General features: G+C 41.2%; 16 protein-coding genes and 1 other annotated feature. All 16 genes read right to left on the reverse strand.

The genetic code is table 11. The features are described 5' to 3' along the window. Positions 1–6 precede the first annotated feature (6 nt). Positions 7–900 (reverse strand): 4-deoxy-4-formamido-L-arabinose-phosphoundecaprenol deformylase, encoded by an 894-nt coding sequence (gene arnD / locus Xbud_RS02875; protein WP_099134901.1) that lies wholly within the window; start codon positions 898–900, stop codon positions 7–9. Then, entirely contained in the window at positions 900–2,903 is a 2,004-nt protein-coding gene (gene arnA / locus Xbud_RS02880) for a bifunctional UDP-4-amino-4-deoxy-L-arabinose formyltransferase/UDP-glucuronic acid oxidase ArnA (RefSeq protein WP_099134657.1), read from the reverse strand. The genes arnD and arnA overlap by 1 nt, the downstream gene beginning before the upstream one ends. Continuing rightward, positions 2,900–3,883 (reverse strand): undecaprenyl-phosphate 4-deoxy-4-formamido-L-arabinose transferase, encoded by a 984-nt coding sequence (arnC, locus tag Xbud_RS02885; RefSeq protein ID WP_169923023.1) that lies wholly within the window; start codon positions 3,881–3,883, stop codon positions 2,900–2,902. Before arnC ends, arnA begins: the two co-directional genes overlap by 4 nt. Beyond that, positions 3,880–5,025, reverse strand: coding sequence for a UDP-4-amino-4-deoxy-L-arabinose aminotransferase (gene arnB / locus Xbud_RS02890; RefSeq protein ID WP_099134659.1), 1,146 nt, complete (start codon positions 5,023–5,025; stop codon positions 3,880–3,882). The genes arnC and arnB overlap by 4 nt, the downstream gene beginning before the upstream one ends. Before the next feature lie 132 nt (positions 5,026–5,157). Further along, complete coding sequence (btuD, locus tag Xbud_RS02895) at positions 5,158–5,925, reverse strand: vitamin B12 ABC transporter ATP-binding protein BtuD (protein ID WP_099134660.1); 768 nt, start codon at positions 5,923–5,925, stop codon at positions 5,158–5,160. A 132-nt stretch (positions 5,926–6,057) separates the two neighbouring features. Further along, positions 6,058–7,077, reverse strand: a complete 1,020-nt coding sequence (gene btuC / locus Xbud_RS02900) for a vitamin B12 ABC transporter permease BtuC (RefSeq protein ID WP_099134661.1) — start codon at positions 7,075–7,077, stop codon at positions 6,058–6,060. Positions 7,078–7,142: 65 nt separating this feature from the next. Further along, positions 7,143–7,439: an integration host factor subunit alpha gene (ihfA, locus tag Xbud_RS02905; protein ID WP_099134662.1), complete on the reverse strand. Its 297-nt coding sequence runs from the start codon at positions 7,437–7,439 to the stop codon at positions 7,143–7,145. Between the two features lie 4 nt (positions 7,440–7,443). Next, positions 7,444–9,831 carry a phenylalanine--tRNA ligase subunit beta gene (gene pheT / locus Xbud_RS02910; RefSeq protein ID WP_099134663.1) on the reverse strand — a complete coding sequence of 796 codons (2,388 nt, stop codon included), beginning with the start codon at positions 9,829–9,831 and terminating at the stop codon, positions 7,444–7,446. A 14-nt stretch (positions 9,832–9,845) separates the two neighbouring features. After that, positions 9,846–10,829: a phenylalanine--tRNA ligase subunit alpha gene (gene pheS, locus Xbud_RS02915; RefSeq protein WP_099134664.1), complete on the reverse strand. Its 984-nt coding sequence runs from the start codon at positions 10,827–10,829 to the stop codon at positions 9,846–9,848. A 90-nt stretch (positions 10,830–10,919) separates the two neighbouring features. Beyond that, positions 10,920–11,044 (reverse strand) — a sequence feature (Phe leader region). Positions 11,045–11,164: 120 nt separating this feature from the next. Further along, positions 11,165–11,521 carry a 50S ribosomal protein L20 gene (rplT, locus tag Xbud_RS02920; RefSeq protein ID WP_010847342.1) on the reverse strand — a complete coding sequence of 119 codons (357 nt, stop codon included), beginning with the start codon at positions 11,519–11,521 and terminating at the stop codon, positions 11,165–11,167. A 42-nt stretch (positions 11,522–11,563) separates the two neighbouring features. Continuing rightward, positions 11,564–11,761, reverse strand: coding sequence for a 50S ribosomal protein L35 (gene rpmI / locus Xbud_RS02925; protein WP_006118955.1), 198 nt, complete (start codon positions 11,759–11,761; stop codon positions 11,564–11,566). Positions 11,762–11,854: 93 nt separating this feature from the next. Next, entirely contained in the window at positions 11,855–12,394 is a 540-nt protein-coding gene (gene infC / locus Xbud_RS02930; RefSeq protein ID WP_099134665.1) for a translation initiation factor IF-3, read from the reverse strand. Positions 12,395–12,397: 3 nt separating this feature from the next. Continuing rightward, a complete protein-coding gene (gene thrS / locus Xbud_RS02935; RefSeq protein WP_099134666.1) occupies positions 12,398–14,326 on the reverse strand; it encodes a threonine--tRNA ligase in 1,929 nt (642 codons plus the stop codon). Between the two features lie 304 nt (positions 14,327–14,630). Further along, positions 14,631–15,269, reverse strand: a complete 639-nt coding sequence (locus tag Xbud_RS02940; protein WP_099134667.1) for a hypothetical protein — start codon at positions 15,267–15,269, stop codon at positions 14,631–14,633. A gap of 170 nt (positions 15,270–15,439) precedes the next feature. Further along, positions 15,440–15,949, reverse strand: a complete 510-nt coding sequence (locus Xbud_RS02945) for a cupin domain-containing protein (protein ID WP_099134668.1) — start codon at positions 15,947–15,949, stop codon at positions 15,440–15,442. Between the two features lie 400 nt (positions 15,950–16,349). Continuing rightward, positions 16,350–17,024: a transglycosylase SLT domain-containing protein gene (locus Xbud_RS02950; RefSeq protein WP_244589842.1), complete on the reverse strand. Its 675-nt coding sequence runs from the start codon at positions 17,022–17,024 to the stop codon at positions 16,350–16,352. Positions 17,025–17,205 lie beyond the last annotated feature (181 nt).

Here is a 17,205-nt window from a genome sequence, read left to right on the forward strand (position 1 = left end):
TTTGTTTTATACCTCTTGTTGGCAACCTAACCAGCTTTCACGACCAGGAAAATCTGAACGGATAATTCTCCCAACAGGCAAGGTGTTTCTATTTTCTGGTAATAAATCACATAACTTGCAAAACTGAATATCTTGCTGGTGGAGCATATCCAATAGTTCCTCGAACTGCGGCGCTTTGGACATTCCTTCAACTTCTGTATGAATGGTATAGACAGGAACACCCTGAGCATTTTTGATTGCATCAAGAATAAAGTGATTAAAATCCGCATCACTGACTTGCGTTCCGACAACTTCGTCATAAGTCGGTAATGTCACAGGAATTTGAACAGTACCTAAGCTCCCATCCGGCAACAATGGCCTGAATGGATGTGTTCCACGACAATCACTGTTGTAGTCAAAACCAAATTGCTGTTTGACTGCCAGTACACGCTCATCTGCCCGCCAGCCAGCAACAGCAGAGCATGTTACGGAGTGTCCTGTCGCCTTTTCCAGGGCATTAATACCAAGTTGTATTTGTTCTGCCAGTTCTGATTCTGACCAATGTCCTGCTTTTGCCTGCCAACCCTGATGATCCCAAGCATGCAGACCAACTTCATGGCCTGCATCCAGGGTTTTTTTCATCAGATAACCTAAATCTTTTGCAATTTTCTTTCCCGGCCAGGCTGTACCAGCTAATAGAATATTCAGACCATAAAGAGATACGGCATTTGATCTCAACATTTTCCACAAAAATTTAGGCTTTAACAGACGCCACAAATGCCGTCCCATATTGTCTGGGCCAACGCTGAAAAAGAAACTAGCCTGAATATGATGACGCCGTAAAGTTTTAAGTAATTGCGGCACACCTTCCCTGGTGCCCTGATAAGTATCTACATCAATCCTCAAGCCAACTTTTTGCATCATATATGCCCTGCATATTCTTTCTTCCTTTTTAGCTCTTTCACAGCATCACGCAAGAAGAAATCCAATGTCTCATCAATGGTTTGTTCCATATTGATCGTGGGTTTCCATCTCAACAGATGTTCCGCGTTTTTAATGCTGGGCTTACGGTGTTCAACATCCTGATACCCCTGACCATAATAACTACTACTTTCGATTTTCTTGAATCCGGCAAACGGAGGAAAATATCCACGTAGCTCATGTTTTTCAAAGCTATTCAGCAATATTTCAGCTAATTGACGAATACTGGCCTCATTCATCGGATTACCAATATTGATAATCTGACCATCACACAAGCCATTCTGGTTCTCAATAATTCTGAATAACGCTTCAATTCCATCATGAATATCGGTGAAACAGCGTTTTTGCTCTCCCCCGTCAATCAACTTAATGGGGGAACCTTCCACCAGATTTAAAATTAACTGAGTAATTGCCCTTGAACTCCCAATACGGGCTGAGTTCAAATTGTCTAACCTTGGCCCCATCCAGTTAAATGGTCGAAACAAAGTAAATTTCAAACCGGCTTTTTCACCGTATGCCCAAATAACACGATCAAGCAATTGCTTAGAAACTGAATAGATCCAACGCTGTTTGTTGATTGGCCCTACAATTAAACGAGAAGTATCCTCATCGAATTCCTTATCATCACACATGCCATAAACTTCAGAAGTGGACGGAAAAATAATCCGTTTATTGTATTTCACACAATAGCGAACAATTTTCAGGTTTTCTTCAAAGTCCAACTCAAAAACACGCAACGGGTTACGGGTATATTCGATAGGTGTAGCTATCGCCACTAATGGCAGCACAACATCACATTTTTTAATGTGGTATTCGATCCATTCTGTGTGAATGCTGACATCTCCTTCAATAAAATGAAAATTTGGGTTACCAATAAAACGCTCAATGGCAGAAGAGCCAATATCCATTCCATAGATATCATAATTACCATCGCTCAACAGACGTTCTGTCAGATGATTACCGATAAATCCGTTAACCCCCAGAATCAAAACACGTTTACGAAGGCTGATTTGTGTTGTGACTTTTGGCCCAAGCCGAATAGCTGCCATAATCCCCATTTCTAAAGCGAGTCGGCTACCCTGCACATAAATACCAGATTCACTCTGTCCACTGACAATCTCTAATGCCCCTTCTCCACACGCAATAAGCAGTGGATCCGTAGAAATCACGGTTCCTGGCTGTTTATCATGAACTTTATTAATTGGGTGTGAGCGCCAAATAGTAATTTTACGCTCACCAAGGAAAGTAAATGCACCTGGATAGGGTTCTGTCACCGCCCGGACGAGGTCATTAATCTCTTCGGCAGATTTATGCCAGAAAATTTCCCCATCCTCTGCTGTCCTGCGACCAAAATAGGTTGCCTGATTTTCATCCTGCGGAATAGATGAGTAATTATTCGCCTTTATCTGAGGCAGAATATTATTCAATAGCTCAACTGCGGCTTCACGAATTTTGCCATGAATATCCAATGAAGTGTCTGTTTTCTCAATCTGTACTGCCTGTTGAGCAACAATATCTCCGGCATCTGCCTTAGCTACCATTTTATGCAGTGTTACACCTGTTTCTGTCTCACCATTTAATATCGCCCAGTTAACAGGAGCACGACCACGATATTTAGGTAATAAAGAACCATGTAAGTTAAATGCTCCTTTTGTTGCCAGTGATAAAATATCCTGACTGAGCAGATCGCGATAATAAAATGAGAAAATAACATCCGGCTGCATTTCACTAATACGTTCAATCCAGAGTGGATGATTCACATTCTCCGGAGCAAATACAGGTAAGCCCATATTCGCACCAATATGGGCCACAGAAGAGAAAAAATTATTTTCATTCGGATTATCGACATGCGTAAAAACAGCTTGAATATCAAACCCCGCTCTCACTAATGCATTAAGCCCGACACAACCAATATCATGATAGGCAAAAATAACGGCTTTCATTTTTTTTCTTCCTTAATTACTGTTGGATTTTTAGCTCCAACCACTTTTTGAATAAAATAGCGTGGACGTGCACGAACATCGTTATATATCCGGCCGATATATTCTCCGAGTAACCCCATCGCAACGAACTGTGCACCAATAAACATGAAAAGGATGGCAAATAAAGTAAACACTCCCTCAGCAGCCCATATAGAGCCAAAGATAAGGCGCAAAGCGATCAGCAACACGGCCAGCAGGAAACCTGTCACAGCAATAATGCTTCCTACAACACTCAATAACCGTAACGGTGCGGTTGTCAGACAAGTTAACAAGTCGTACATCAGGTTTATCAGCTTCATAAAGCTGTATTTAGAATCACCGAATTCACGCTCTGCATGAGCTACATCAATTTCGATTGTTTTGCGGGCGAATGTGTTAGCCAGAATAGGAATGAATGTGCTGCGTTCATGACACTGCAACATTGCTCGCACAATATGGCGGCGATATGCCCGTAACATACAGCCGTAATCCCCCATTGAACGCCCCGTTGCTTTCGTGATCATTGCATTAATAATCTTAGAGGCGGTTTTACGAAACCAAGAATCCTGACGATTGGCACGGCGTGTACCGACAACATCATATCCCTCTTCAGCTGTTCTCACTAAACGGGGGATCTCTTCCGGTGGATTTTGTAAATCTGCATCAAGGGTGATGATAAGATCACCATCGGCCTGATGGAATCCCGCCATAATTGCAGAGTGCTGCCCATAATTACGGTTCAACAAAATTGCAATGACATGATTTTTAAGATCTTCAGCCGCTTTAGTCAAAATGTCGGCGGAGCTATCGCGGCTACCATCATCGACTAAAATTAATTCATACTTCTGCTCAAGTTGTTGACATGCAGATATCGTCCTTTCCAATAATTGGGGCAAGCTTTCTTCTTCGTTATAAACCGGAATAACAACCGAAACTTTTTTTATTTTTTCAAACACCACTATCTACACTCCGCAAGAATTTCCAACACGGCATTCACGACACGATCTACATCATCATTGTTCATATCCGGAAAAAGGGGTAACGAACAAAGTGTTGCCGAATTCCACTCAGATTCGGGCAGAGACAGAGCTGGATAACGTTGCCGATAATATTTTTGTGTATGTGCCGCTCTGAAATGTAATCCCGTGCCGATATTGCGTTCTTTTAAGCGTGTCATGAAAGCATCGCGGTCAATACCGCAAATACTTTGATCAACACGTACCATGAATAAATGATGAGAGTGCCGATGTTCATATTCAGGCACACTCAACATCTGTAAAGGGGTATCTTTTAAAGCAGAAGAATATCGTGCTGCCAGCTCCCGGCGGCGGGCATTCATAGATGCCAATTTACTTAGCTGGACAACCGCCACTGCCGCATGAATATCTGATAAGTTATATTTGAAGCCCGGTTCAATAACTTCTGCCTGAGGTTTCCTGCCTTGGATCTGCCGATCAAAGGCATCAACGGCCAACCCATGAAATTTCAAACAACGAACTCGCTGCGCAAGTTCATCACTATCTGTAACCAACATGCCGCCTTCCGCACATGTCATATTTTTGATGGCGTGGAAAGAAAAAATAGCCGTTCCTCGTTCACCAACCCATTCATTCTTATAGCGGGTTCCCACTGCATGAGCGGCATCTTCAATCAAGGGGATATCAGCTTCTTTTGCAACCGCACGCAGGGCATCAAGATCACAGGGCGCACCTGCGTAGTGGACAGGGATAATTGCTTTAGTTCTCGGCGTAATAGACTGTTTAATCGTTTTGGCATTAACCATCAGAGTATCACGATCCACATCGACCATAACTGGCTCTGCACCTAACAGGCAAATCATATTGACAGTAGAAACCCAGGTTTGGGAAGGCGTTATTACTTCATCACCAGATCCAATACCTAACGACAGCAAGGCTAAATGCATTCCCGCCGTAGCAGAGTTCAAAGCTATCGCATGCCTGCAACCAAACATACGAACAAAATCCTGTTCTAATTGCTGGTTTTGTGGCCCTGTTGTAATCCAACCTGAACGTAAAACTTTTTCTACTGCTTCTATCTCTTCATTTCCAATTGATGGACGAGAGAATGGTAAAGAATTATCCATAATCGCCTTGTGTAGCCTGATTTATTTTATAGTAGAAAATATCCATTAAAAAAATAATAACAAGCAAATAAAATCATGGCAATCAATAGATTATTGAAAAACAATCAATTAAAGTGATTGTTTTTATGAAAATTAATCATGATTGACCCTCCATAATTTATAGTTATTATTTTGGATATGTCTAATGTTTATTTCAAAAATTTCAGATAAATTTATTTCATTCATAATATCCTGTGTAATACCATACATAAATAATTTACCTCGTAAAAGTAACCATACATTACTAGCTTGTTCGTAAGTATGATTAAGATCATGACTACTCAATAAAACAGAACCACCTAATGTACAAAACTGATTAATTAATTTATCTAAAATAGCTTGTTGAGTGATATCAAGGTTATTAGTTGGTTCATCAAGAAGTAATAATTTTCCAGCCGGATTCAATTCAGGCCATACCTGCAAAAAAGCACCAGCCAACCTGACCCGTTGCCATTCTCCTCCCGATAACTGCCCAATTGTTGAAGACAGTAATGTGGTTAATTTCAGTTGCCGACAAAGTTCATATAACACCTCTTCTCCTTCAGGCAATCGTGCTAATTCAGGACGATACATATCCAAATATTGAAAAACAGGCATAACAGGAGCTGAAGCGGACTGAGAAAACCATGCCCGACATTGCGCTAATTCACTTTGTCGATAATCACGCAATTCTTTGCCATTGATATAAATACTGCCACCGTGAGGCAAAACTCCGGCAATTGCTGCAAGCAAAGTGCTTTTTCCTGAACCGTTCAACCCAACTAAGTGAACTTTCTCGCCAGCTTTCACTGATGCAGACAGTGAAGCCAGCCTGTTACTGACGGTGATATTATCCAATACTAAAAGCGGTCGATGAATCATGCTATCTTCTCTACTCTTTTATTTCTTTGTTATTCTCTTCGTGCTTTTCCGTAATCTATTAGGTCACTTATTAATGCATGATTATGATTAACATGTAGTTATGATTAACATGTAGCTATGATTAACATGTAGCTATGTCCGAGGTGTTTTTAATAACAGCCAGATAAAAATGGGAGCTCCTAATGTTACTGTGACAACACCGATCGGTATTTCAGCATGGGATAAAGATAAACGAGAAATTAAATCTGCCAATAACAAGCAACTCCCTCCCGCCAATGTGCAGGTTGGTAGTAAAGTCTTATGATCCGTAAGACCAATCAACCTCAGAATATGGGGAAGCACCAAACCGATAAAACTGATCGCTCCGGCAAGGGCAACACTTAAACCAACCAATAATCCCACAGCCGATACAAATAAATTACGCCATTTATTATGAGATATTCCCAATTGTTGCGCCTGCAATTCCCCCAGGGAAAGATAATTAAGTATCTTCCCGGTTCTACTTAACCAGAAAATAACAGGGATCAATACGATCACTTGCCATATTTGCCGCCAATCAATACCGCTAAAACTACCCATCATCCAGTACATTAATTGGCGCAAGTCCAGACTGGTGCTGAAATAAACCATCCATGTCATCATGGCTCCGAATACAACACCGAAAGCAACGCCAATTAATAATAAACGTGCATTAGTCACCCAATGCCTTTTAGAGAAAGCCAATAAAATCGTGGTCATAAGTAATGCTCCTAAAACTGCACCGATACTTAATATCCACAATGGAGCAATACCATGAAAAACAAGGATCAGAAAAACAACCACCACTCCCGCGCCATTACTAATTCCCAATAGTCCGGGTTCAGCCAATGGATTCTCAAATAGTGCCTGCATAACTGCACCAGACGCCGCCAAACTTGCACCAACGGCAAACACCGCCAGTGCTCTGGGTAATCTTAATTGCCAAACAAAAAGCCGTGCAGGATCAGACAACCATTGATCGGGCCAGAACCATATTTCCCCTGCGCACAGTGATAAAATAAACAACACAATTGACAAGGCGGATAAGAGTACCATCATCCGATAATCACGTTTTTTCTGGCGTGTGATCAGCTCAGAGATAGAAAGTGTCGATAAAGAGTATGTAGGTAACATGGAGAGTGAAATTATTCAGAATGGAAAATAAGAAAAAGACCGCTTAATAGCGGTCTTTTTATGCATTATTCTTTTGGTAAAACTCTTTCTACCCGACTTTTCAACTTCTGCCCCGGACGAAAAGTGACAACTCGGCGAGCAGTAATTGGAATATCCTCACCAGTCTTCGGGTTACGACCTGGACGTTGATTTTTATCTCTCAAATCAAAGTTGCCAAATCCAGATAATTTAACCTGCTCCCCATTCTCCAAAGAACGACGCACTTCTTCAAAGAACATTTCCACTAGATCTTTAGCGTCACGTTTGCTAATACCCAGTTTTTCAAACAGATTTTCTGACATTTCAGCTTTAGTAAGCGCCATAAGTTCAGTCCCTCAAGGATGCTTGGAATCGCTGTTCTAATGCAGCAACGCATTTGTTAACGGTCGCAGCAATCTCTTCTTCTTCCAGTGTACGCGAGGTATCCTGCAAGATTAAGCTAATAGCAAGGCTTTTATAGCCTTCCGCGACACCTTTACCACAATACACGTCAAATAAGTTTATGCCAACTATATGATTTATGCCAACTTTCTTACATTCAACCAGAATATCTTCTGCGGCTACATTTTCAGGCACAACTATCGCGATATCACGGCGATTGGATGGGAAGCGAGAAACTTCCTTCATTTCAGGAATTATGCGGTCCGCAAGATTGGCCCACAACAATTCGAATATCACGGTGCGGCCATTCAAGTCAAGTTTACGTTCCAGCTCTGGATGAACAACCCCAATATAACCAATATAATTATTTCCCAGATAAATCCCAGCACTTTGTCCGGGATGCAAAGCAGGATGTTCTTCTGCTTTAAAGGAAATCTCGGATAGTTTACCCGTCAGTTCTAAAACGGATTCTAAATCACCTTTCAGATCAAAAAAGTCAACTGCTTGTTTTTCAATCAACCAGTGTTCATCAAAACAATTTCCGGCGATTACACCGCCAAGCATCAATTCCTGCCGAATCCCATATTCTGCGCTTTCATCAGGCACAAAACGTAGACCTGTTTCAAATAATCGAACTCTATTCTGTTGACGATTCTGATTATACACAACAGTAGTCAATAATCCTGTCAACAAAGACAGACGCATTGCAGACATATCAGCTGAAATTGGATTTGGCAGGAGCAACGCTTCTTGCTGTGGGTGCAAATATTGCTGGATCTTAGGATCAACAAAGCTATAGGTAATAGCTTCTTGATAACCTTTATCCACCAGCATGGTTTTCACACGTTTCAGGGATAAGTCCGCTTCACGATGTGAAGTCATCACCAGATCAGCACATATGGGTACATCAGGGATATTGTTATAACCATAAATACGAGCAACTTCTTCAACCAGATCTTCTTCAATCTGCATATCGAAACGCCAGCTTGGTGCAACTGCTTCCCAGCAATCATTATGCTTTGTTACCTGGCAACCTAAACGTGTCAGAATATCTGTTACTTGTTCATCAGCAATATGATGACCAACCAAACGATCCAATTTGCGGCGAGTCAGAATGATAGTTGCTGGCTTCGGCAGATGAGATTCACTGGTAACATCGATGATCTCGCCAGCTTCCCCGCCACAAATAGCAATCAATAACTGAGTCGCATATTCCATCGCTTTGTATTGAAGCTGTGGATCAACACCTCGTTCAAAACGATGAGAAGCATCTGTATGCAAACCATAACGACGGGCACGACCTGTAATTACTAGTGGTGCAAAGAAAGCAGATTCCAGCAGAATATGCTGGGTTTCAGCATTAACACCAGAATATTCGCCGCCAAAAATTCCTGCGATTGCAAGTGGTTGCTTTTCATCGGCAATGACGAGAGTATCAGCAGAAAGTTCCGCGTGATTACCATCTAGCAGTGTTAATTTTTCACCCTGCTCTGCCATGCGCACAATAATTGAGCCGCTGAGACGTTCTAAATCGAATGCGTGCAATGGTTGACCCAATTCAAGCAACACATAATTGGTCACATCAACAGCAGGATCAATAGAACGAATACCACCACGACGCAGCTTTTCACGCATCCATAATGGTGTCACTGCCTTAATATTAACATTCTTGATAACGCGTCCGAGGTAACGTGGGCAAGCCTCTGGTGCATCAACACGGATAGAGAATGTTGCATCCGTAGATGGTTTAACAGATTCGATCTCTGGCTGAACCATTGACAGTTTATTGATAACCGCAACATCACGTGCAACGCCCTGAATGCTCAAGCAATCAGCGCGGTTAGGTGTAATGCTAATTTCAATCGCATTATCATCCAGTTTCATGTAATCACGTAAATCGGTGCCAATTGGCGCATCCGCAGGCAGTTCAATGATGCCATCCTGATCACTGGTAATTCCCAGTTCGGAGAATGAACAGAGCATACCTTCTGATGGCTCACCACGTAATTTGGCAGCTTTTATTTTGAAATCACCTGGTAGTACAGCGCCAACAGTAGCAACAGCTACACGAAGCCCTTGACGGCAATTCGGCGCACCACAGACAATATCCAACAGGCGGTCGCCGCCTACATTGACTTTTGTAACGCGCAATTTATCCGCATTCGGATGCTGAGCACACTCAACAACTTCACCAACAAAAACACCGTGGAATTGACCCGCGACTTTTTCAACACCATCCACTTCCAAACCTGCCATGGTAATTTGATCAGACAATTCTTCACTGCTGATGGCAGGGTTCGCCCACTCGCGTAACCAGAGTTCACTGAATTTCATGAGATATTCCCGCCTTATTTAAACTGTTTAAGGAAGCGCAAATCATTTTCGAAGAAAGCACGCAGATCAGTCACGCCGTAACGCAGCATAGTCAAGCGTTCCATTCCCATACCAAAGGCAAAGCCAGAATAAACTTCAGGATCAATACCGACATTACGCAATACGTTCGGATGCACCATGCCACAGCCTAATACTTCCAACCATTTGCCGTTTTTCCCCATCACATCAACTTCTGCGGATGGCTCAGTAAATGGAAAATAAGACGGACGGAAACGAACTTGCATATCTTCTTCAAAAAAGTTGTTCAAAAAATCATGCAGCGTACCTTTCAGATTGGTGAAGCTGATATTTTTATCAACAATCAACCCTTCTATCTGATGAAACATTGGCGAGTGTGTCTGATCATAATCATTCCGGTATACACGGCCAGGAGCAATAATGCGGATCGGTGGCTGACGATCTTTCATTGTGCGGATTTGTACCCCTGAGGTTTGCGTGCGCAACAAACGCGTTGCATCAAACCAGAAAGTATCATGATCAGCACGAGACGGATGATGCAAAGGAATATTCAGGGCATCAAAGTTATGATAGTCATCTTCAATTTCCGGGCCTGACTCAACAGAAAAACCTAGCTCACCAAAGAAAGTTTCGATGCGTTCAATTGTGCGAGTGACAGGATGTAATCCGCCATTTTCCATACGACGGCCAGGCAATGAAACATCAATTTTTTCTACTGCCAAACGAGCATTCAGAACATCCGCTTCCAATTTATCCTTACGTGCATTCAAAGCTTCCTGGACTTCTTGTTTTGCCTGATTAATAACAGCCCCTGCTGCTGGACGTTCCTCGGCAGGCAAGTCACGCAACGATGACATCTGGAGAGTTAAATGGCCTTTTTTTCCCAGGTATTCAACTCGCACCAAATCCAACGCGGCAACATCCTGGGCTTCTTCTACGGCTGCTTTTGCCTTCGCAACCAGCTCAGTAAGATGTGACATCGTTTTCCTCTTCCTTCGGCCAGATGGCCTTTTAGTTGTTATCGACTATGCCTTCATCAATATGTGTATATCTCTTAATGAGGTCATAGAAATAAAAAAGCCTCCACACTGGAGGCTCAAGCGCTGTTTTTCGTTTCTTTTATTACGCGCAAAGCCCCCTGATTTCAGGTGGTAAAGTAAAAAAAGAAACGAAAAAAGGCTAATTTTATCATTTTTATTCTCTCCTATATGCTTCCTAACCCGACTATTTTAGCCTGATTAGCAAACTTGGCTAATACTAAGCATATTTTTGAAAAAAGTAAAAGAGGGAGCGTTGCTCCCTCTTCTAACCTGACTTATGCCAGAGCGCCCTTCGCTTTTTCAACCAGAGCAGCAAATGCTACTTTGTCGAATACAGCGATATCAGCCAGAATCTTACGGTCGATTTCAATCGAAGCCTTTTTCAGGCCGTTGATGAAACGGCTGTAAGACATACCGTTTTGACGTGCAGCAGCGTTGATACGAGCAATCCACAGTTGACGGAATTGACGTTTACGCTGACGACGGTCACGGTAAGCGTACTGACCAGCTTTTATAACAGCCTGGAAAGCAACACGATAAACGCGCGAACGAGCACCGTAGTAACCTTTCGCTTGTTTCAAAATTTTCTTGTGACGTGCACGGGCAATAACACCACGTTTTACGCGAGCCATATACTTCTCCTATCGTCTCTGAGTTCTAATCTAAAAAATTGCTTATGCGTATGGCAAACAAGCAACAACCAGGCCCAGATCACCTTTGGAGACCATGCCTTTTGGACGTAAATGACGTTTACGCTTAGTTGATTTTTTAGTCAGAATGTGACGAAGGTTAGCGTGCTTACGCTTGAAACCGCCACTTGCAGTTTTCTTGAAGCGTTTAGCTGCGCCGCGTACTGTTTTAATCTTTGGCATTTTAATATCCACTTCGCATTGTTAATTACAACGAACTAGTAAGGCGAATAGGCCCCATCCAAACTGGTTAGAACCTATTACTTGTCTGCCTGACTATTTCTTCTTAGGAGCGAGCACCATGATCATCTGGCGGCCTTCGATTTTCGATGGGAAGGATTCGACTACAGCCAGTTCACTCAGATCGCCACGAATGCGGTTAAGCATTTCGATACCAATCTGCTGATGCGCCATTTCACGTCCACGGAAACGCAGAGTGATTTTGGCTTTATCGCCATCTTCCAGAAAACGAACCAGGTTGCGTAGTTTGACCTGATAGTCGCCTTCATCTGTACCAGGACGGAATTTAATTTCCTTGACCTGAATAACCTTTTGTTTCTTTTTCTGTTCTTTGATTGACTTACTCTTCTCATAGAGGAACTTGCCGTAATCCATGATACGACAAACCGGCGGTTCGGCATTTGGGCTGATTTCCACCAAATCAACACCAGCTTCCTCAGCTTTTTCAAGAGCTTCTCTCAGACTGACAATACCAATCTGTTCGCCATCTAACCCAGTTAAACGAACTTCAGAGGCGCGAATCTCTTCATTAATGCGATTTGGGCGCGCCGGTTGAATTCTTTTTCCGCCTTTAATACTTTATTCCTCCAATTGACGAAGATTACGACTGCGTATTTCTGCCAGCAGTTTCTCTGTAAACTCGCTGACATCTATGCTACCTAAATCCTTGCCTCGGCGGGTACGAACGGAAACTCTTCCTGACTCGACCTCTTTATCACCACAGACAAGCATGTAAGGCACTCGACGCAGAGTGTGTTCGCGAATTTTAAAGCCAATCTTCTCGTTTCTCAAGTCTGCTTTTGCACGAATGCCTGCATTTTGAAGTTTTTTAACCAATTCCTGTACATAATCTGACTGACCATCCGTAATATTCATGACAACCACCTGCTGAGGTGCCAGCCATGTTGGGAAGAACCCAGCATATTCTTCTGTCAGGATACCAATGAACCGTTCAAGGGAACCAAGAACAGCACGGTGGATCATTACAGGAACCTTACGTTCATTATTTTCACCGACATATGACGCGCTCAAACGCGCTGGCAGTGAAAAATCTAGCTGCACAGTACCACATTGCCACGCACGATCCAAACAATCATACAAAGTAAATTCAATTTTAGGACCATAAAACGCACCTTCACCAGGCTGGTATTCAAATTCAATACCATTCATTTTCAGTGCTTCTGCGAGATCAGTTTCCGCTTCATCCCACTGTTTTTCAGTACCAATGCGTTTTTCCGGCCGAGTCGATAGCTTAACAACAATCTTCTCAAAACCGAATGTAGCGTATACATCATAAATCATTTTGATGCAGTTACTGACTTCTTGCAGGATCTGCTCTTCCGTACAGAAGATATGAGCATCATCCTGAGTAAAACCGCGAACACGCATCAAACCATGTAACGCACCTGAAGGCTCATTACGATGGCAACTGCCGAACTCAGCCATACGCAGAGGCAGATCACGGTAGGATTTTAACCCTTGGTTGAAAATCTGGACGTGACCAGGGCAATTCATCGGCTTTACGCAGTATTCACGGTTTTCCGATGATGTGGTGAACATGTTCTCTTTATAGTTTTCCCAGTGCCCGGTTTTTTCCCACAGGATGCGGTCCATCATGAATGGGCCTTTGACTTCCTGATATTGGTACTCTTTCAATTTGACACGAACAAAAGTTTCCAGCTCACGGAAAATGGTCCAGCCGTCATTGTGCCAGAATGCCATACCCGGCGCTTCTTCCTGCATATGGTATAAATCAAGCTGCTTACCAATTTTACGATGGTCACGTTTTGCAGCTTCCTCCAGACGCAACAAATAAGCGTTAAGCTGTTTTTTATCCGTCCATGCAGTACCATAAATACGTTGCAACATTTTGTTATCGCTGTTGCCGCGCCAATATGCACCTGCAACTTTCTGCAATTTGAAATGATGACAGAAACGCATGTTAGGTACGTGAGGGCCGCGGCACATATCCACGTATTCTTCATGATGATACAGACCTGGGTGATCATCATGGCTGATATTTTCATCCAAAATCTGGATTTTATACTCTTCACCACGAGCCACAAAAGTATCACGAGCTTCCTGCCAAGTGACGCTTTTCTTGATAACATCATAGTCTTTCTTGGCAAGTTCCAACATGCGTTTCTCAAGCAGCTCAATATCTTCCTGCGTCAAAGAGCGATCCAAATCGATATCATAATAGAAACCGTTGTCAATCACAGGGCCAATTGCCATTTTCGTATTAGGCCACAGCTGCTTGATTGCGTGCCCCAACAAATGAGCGCATGAATGGCGGATGATTTCCAGACCTTCTTCATCTTTACTGGTGATGATAGCAAGAGTGGAATCGGTTTCGATTAACTCACATGCATCCACCAATTCGCCATTAACACGACCAGCAATACACGCTTTTGCCAACCCAGCCCCGATATCGCGAGCAACATCCATCACAGAGACAGCATGCTCAAATTGACGCTGACTACCGTCAGGAAGAGTAATTATAGGCATTTAAAATCCTTATCTACAGTGGTGACCCACACGAAAGATCACTTGCATGAAATATTTTACCTTAAAGTTCAATACGTTAATTACGGGCACTTGCTGCACCATGCAAGTTATGTACATAGTTAAGTACACAAAATTACAAACGACTCATGTACACCGCCTTAACTCGGGAGGGGATGTTATCACCCATATCATTTAGCAACAAATAAAAAGAACAACATAAGTATTGTCATTCTATTAACACAATTCTTTTCGCCAAATAAAGCAGCAAATTTCATTATGATTTCTCAACTTCAACCATTGAACATTAATTATTCAACTTATGTTTAGCTAATTCCGTATTTATTTTCTTTATTCGTCTGGGAGATACACTCAATGTTAAAAAGCAAATGCCTAACAACTCTAAGATGATAACGAGGCATATCATTGCTATAAACTCCCAACTGGAGATATTTTGATTATCGATATATAGTATTTTAAAAACGATGAAAATCATTAAAGCAAAAATAATGATAGATATTAACTTTTCAATCCAATAAGTTATCACATAAGAAGCGTCAATTTTTATCTTTGCAATATCAGCATTTACTATCACATATCTTTTCAATCTTCTAATATCAAATATATAACCTGATTCAATACCGAGAGCAACGAGCTTTATGACCAGATGTCGGAGTTCCTTTGATTTAATCCTGGTTACTTTAAACATAATCTCAGAAGTAATAATGTTTTTGATATATTTTTTATCTTCCTGACTCAGATATTCGTCATATTTTTCAAGATAATCAATATTGTTTGTGATTCTCCTATTTCTCAAGAAATTTAAACTGCTATAGAAATTTTTAAGCATTACCCAAATTCCGCCAAGAAATGCAGTCAAAGCAGACAATATTGATGCTATCGCAGAGTAGTTTCTTATTGACCAATCAAGCAAATCATCAAACATACATTCACCATCATAGTTTAATCAGGTAACTATAGTATGAACGTCATATTCAAAATTTCCTCTTTCATGTTATCTTTTACTGGCAGAATTCATTCTGGTTACATGGAGCTATACCTATGTAAAAAACCACCTGCGTAGCAGATGGTTTAGGGATAACAATGTAACATAATTTATCTATTTTTATCGGGTTTACCATCATGCTCACCAAAGACCTGCTCAGGAGGAAAATCCCATCCCCTACTTATAGTTTTTTGATATTCCAGGTTCAGTGGATACCAAATTTTATGTTCAGGTTTACTTTTCTCTCCTACAACCAGTAACCTGACTTCTGAATCAGTATTATTAATTACTGTATGACAAATTCCTGTACCCGCAGGAAACCCAACCGCATCCCCAGGTTCTAATCGATATAACTTTCCATTAATCCATACATCGGGAGTTCCTTTGAGGACATATACAAACTCTTCTTCATCTTTCTCTGCGTGAGGATAGGACGTTCTGCGACCCGGCAATACACGTTCATGATGAATACCTATTTTCTTTAGTCCCAGAGATTCACCAAGAGCAGAGCCTATAGTGAATATTTCATCGCTATCAGGATATGCCGGCCCCTCTTCCTCTTCATTTTGTGTCCAATGTTGAATAAACTCAGGCCTTCTTTTTTCTTGTTTTAATGACATTGGTTTTCCTAATCAATGATTGTTGATAGTAAGATAATTAAATTATTTTATTCCAATAACTATGTTTAACTAACATAGTCTCTCTTATTTCTACCCCCAATTCTCGGGAATAAATGGCCTAATATAATAATTTAATATACTTATATACTTACTTAGAAATTATTTTTATATGCTTCCATCTCTGTTACTCTACAGAACTCTTGAAGCCCAAAGATATTAATATCTTCGAAGGTAAATCCTCGACATATCGTTAATAACCACATCTGATTATTCTTTATATATGTTAACAGAACACAAGTAATAAACTGCATTTTCTACTTACAGAAAAAATAGAACAAAACTGAAGTTTTCTGTCAATCTCATCAACACAATAAATACTCAAAACATGCCAAAAATCACACTACTCTAAGGCACGATAAACATTCTTCACTTTCCATAAATAACGAGGTGCTTGCGGTGCGGGGTGATTATTCTGAACATATTGATAAAATTCATCCGGAGTCATTCGGTTAATTTTATTAATCGCCAGAGTACGATTGGAATCAAATGTTCTCAGTAATGCCCCTGCACCATTAACATAAGCGACTATTGTCGCATAATATAAAGTTTCAGGATGGATAATCCCTTCCAAATGCTGCTTTTTCAAGATACTGATGTAAGCAGTGCCAAGATCAATGTTAGTTTTAGGATCTTTCAGCTCTCGTATCGTCGGTTGCCCCGATTTTCCTTTCAATCGATAGGCATCCCGCCCTGCTGTAGAGGCCTTAATCTGCATCAATCCAACCGCATTAGATTTACTGATAACTTCTGGACGGAAACCGGATTCCACCTGGATAATTGACTTGATCAAAATTTCATCAACACCATAACGCTTTGCAGCTTGCTCAATAAACCCATCAAATGGCGTTGTTCTGGTTCGACTTGTCAATTTACCAGAACCCAAAACAACATTATTGCCACTGAATATTCCTTTAGGAGATGGATTGTGATTCTTTATTTGATGAGATTCCTGACTGGCACACCCCGTTAACAATATTGCCAGAAAAATATAAGCATGAATAAAATTTAATCTCACGAAAATTCTCCTGAACTAAAATTAACCTTATAAAGCATATATAATTTTATAAATAAAATAAAAATATTTTTATATATCTCATCAAAATAAATTGAAGTAGTTATATTCAATAAACTTCAAAACACTAGACAATGCGCTGTTTTTTTGTTCGCATAGTAATTTCAGGAACAGGAAGAAAATT

The sequence above is a fragment of the Xenorhabdus budapestensis genome, assembly GCF_002632465.1.
GTDB classification, from domain to species: Bacteria; Pseudomonadota; Gammaproteobacteria; order Enterobacterales; family Enterobacteriaceae; genus Xenorhabdus; species Xenorhabdus budapestensis.

Excerpts from the sequence above, each read along its gene's own strand:
- arnD (WP_099134901.1), bottom strand. The coding sequence starts at position 900 with ATGCAAAAAGTTGGCTTGAGGATTGATGTAGATACTTATCAGGGCACC.
- arnA (WP_099134657.1), bottom strand. The coding sequence starts at position 2,903 with ATGAAAGCCGTTATTTTTGCCTATCATGATATTGGTTGTGTCGGGCTT.
- arnB (WP_099134659.1), bottom strand. The coding sequence starts at position 5,025 with ATGGATAATTCTTTACCATTCTCTCGTCCATCAATTGGAAATGAAGAG.
- btuD (WP_099134660.1), bottom strand. The coding sequence starts at position 5,925 with ATGATTCATCGACCGCTTTTAGTATTGGATAATATCACCGTCAGTAAC.
- btuC (WP_099134661.1), bottom strand. The coding sequence starts at position 7,077 with ATGTTACCTACATACTCTTTATCGACACTTTCTATCTCTGAGCTGATC.
- ihfA (WP_099134662.1), bottom strand. The coding sequence starts at position 7,439 with ATGGCGCTTACTAAAGCTGAAATGTCAGAAAATCTGTTTGAAAAACTG.
- pheT (WP_099134663.1), bottom strand. The coding sequence starts at position 9,831 with ATGAAATTCAGTGAACTCTGGTTACGCGAGTGGGCGAACCCTGCCATC.
- pheS (WP_099134664.1), bottom strand. The coding sequence starts at position 10,829 with ATGTCACATCTTACTGAGCTGGTTGCGAAGGCAAAAGCAGCCGTAGAA.
- rplT (WP_010847342.1), bottom strand. The coding sequence starts at position 11,521 with ATGGCTCGCGTAAAACGTGGTGTTATTGCCCGTGCACGTCACAAGAAA.
- rpmI (WP_006118955.1), bottom strand. The coding sequence starts at position 11,761 with ATGCCAAAGATTAAAACAGTACGCGGCGCAGCTAAACGCTTCAAGAAA.
- thrS (WP_099134666.1), bottom strand. The coding sequence starts at position 14,326 with ATGCCTATAATTACTCTTCCTGACGGTAGTCAGCGTCAATTTGAGCAT.
- Xbud_RS02940 (WP_099134667.1), bottom strand. The coding sequence starts at position 15,269 with ATGTTTGATGATTTGCTTGATTGGTCAATAAGAAACTACTCTGCGATA.
- Xbud_RS02945 (WP_099134668.1), bottom strand. The coding sequence starts at position 15,949 with ATGTCATTAAAACAAGAAAAAAGAAGGCCTGAGTTTATTCAACATTGG.